Origin of the sequence: Nonomuraea sp. MG754425, assembly GCF_021699195.1 — a bacterium.
In the GTDB taxonomy this organism is placed as follows: domain Bacteria; phylum Actinomycetota; class Actinomycetes; order Streptosporangiales; family Streptosporangiaceae; genus Nonomuraea.
On the sequence record NZ_SSXE01000421.1, the window covers coordinates 1 to 1,433 of the forward strand.

The following is a 1,433-nucleotide window of genomic DNA, read 5'->3' on the forward strand; positions in this document are numbered from 1 at the left end:
GACGACCTGCGCGCACGGGTCCCACGCGCCCGCCGGAACCTCCCCCGCCACGGAACAGGCGGCGAGCCGGCCGGGCGGGAGTCCGGGCAACCGGCCGCGCCAGGCCCTGATCGTGCTCGCGACCTCCCGCGCGCCCATGGTCTCCGGCGCGTCGAACGCGACCCAGCGGGTCAGGTCGTCGCGGGCGGGCGGCGGGAAACGCACGCTGTGCCCGGCCCACACCGTACGGATCCCCATCCGGTACGGGCGCAGGCCCCCGAGCCGCACCCCTCCGGGCCCGTCCGCCAGCAGTTCGAGCGACTCCCCCGCGACGCCCGCGCCGATCCCCGGCGCGCCCACCGCCAGCTCGCACGTCACCGGCGTCGTCGCCGGGATCGCGGCCAGCAGGCGGCGCAGGTTGACGGTCATGCCGTTCAGCCCGGTCGCGGCGGCCAGGAAGTCGACGCGTGTCACGGTGATCGTCAGGCCCCGGCAGCGGGCCAGCGTGCCGAGGGGGAAGGCCGCCACGCGCACCGCGTCGAGCCGGCCGGCCCAGGGGCCGTTCGCGGGCGGCCGGGCCGGGCCGCTCACCCACGGCAAAGGGGCGCCCAGGCCGCCGTACCAGCGGGGACGGATCACCCGCTCGGGCGACCAGTCCAGCCACCCGGCCCCGGCGAGTTCCGGCACCCGCCGCAGCGCGGCGCCCTGCTCGGCCACGAGCCGCCCGCACAGCGTCACCCGGTCCGCCCCGAGCGCGCGCACCAGGGCGAACGCGGCGGGGAGCTGCTGCCCGTCGTCCACGACGACGTGCGCCCGCCGTCCCCCGGACGCCTCCAGTGCCCGCTCGACCTCGGGCCGGAACAGCTCGCACCCGGTGGCGGCGGCGAGCACGTCGCGGCTGCTCTGGGTGCTGCCCTCGGTCAGTTCGAGGTCGTCGATGCCGAGCCGCACCGCGGGGTCGCCCGCCAGCCGCAGCGCCGTGCCGACCGCTCTGAGGTGCGCGTCGTCGTAGGACGCCCGGTCGAGGATGGCCGCCGCCGCCCGTCCGAACAGCGCGGGCCCGTCAGACCGTCGTTCGGCGGCGGCGCGCAGGTGGGCGGGGTCGGCGAGGCGCTCGACGAGGCGGGTGCCGAGGTCGAGCACCTCCGTCCCGGGCGGCGGGACGATCTCGGTGGTGAAGTCGGTGAACGGGGGAACGATGAGAAGGTTCATCAACCGCGCTCTCCAGGCCAGGGGTAGGGGTGCGCCGGACGGGCTCGCCCGTCGTCGGCGCGGGGGACGGACAACCGCGGCTGCCGGTCCAGCCCGCGCGGGGCGGGCCCGTGCACCTGCTGGAGGGGCCCGTAGAACTGCTGGACGGGCAGGTCCGGCCACCGGACGGGCCCATGCCGCCGCACGGCGGGCGACCCGGGCGCGGCCCGGCCGGACCGCATGGCTCCGGGCTCCACGAAGAG

General features: G+C 78.0%; 2 protein-coding genes. Both read right to left on the bottom strand.

Annotated features, from left to right (window positions below):
- A partial coding sequence (locus FAF44_RS53205) for a hypothetical protein (RefSeq protein WP_237111120.1) occupies positions 1-1,191 on the bottom strand: 1,191 nt, incomplete at its 3' end.
- Positions 1,191-1,433 (bottom strand): hypothetical protein (locus tag FAF44_RS53210; RefSeq protein WP_237111121.1); only part of this gene is annotated, 243 nt, incomplete at its 5' end. The genes FAF44_RS53210 and FAF44_RS53205, both read right to left, overlap by 1 nt.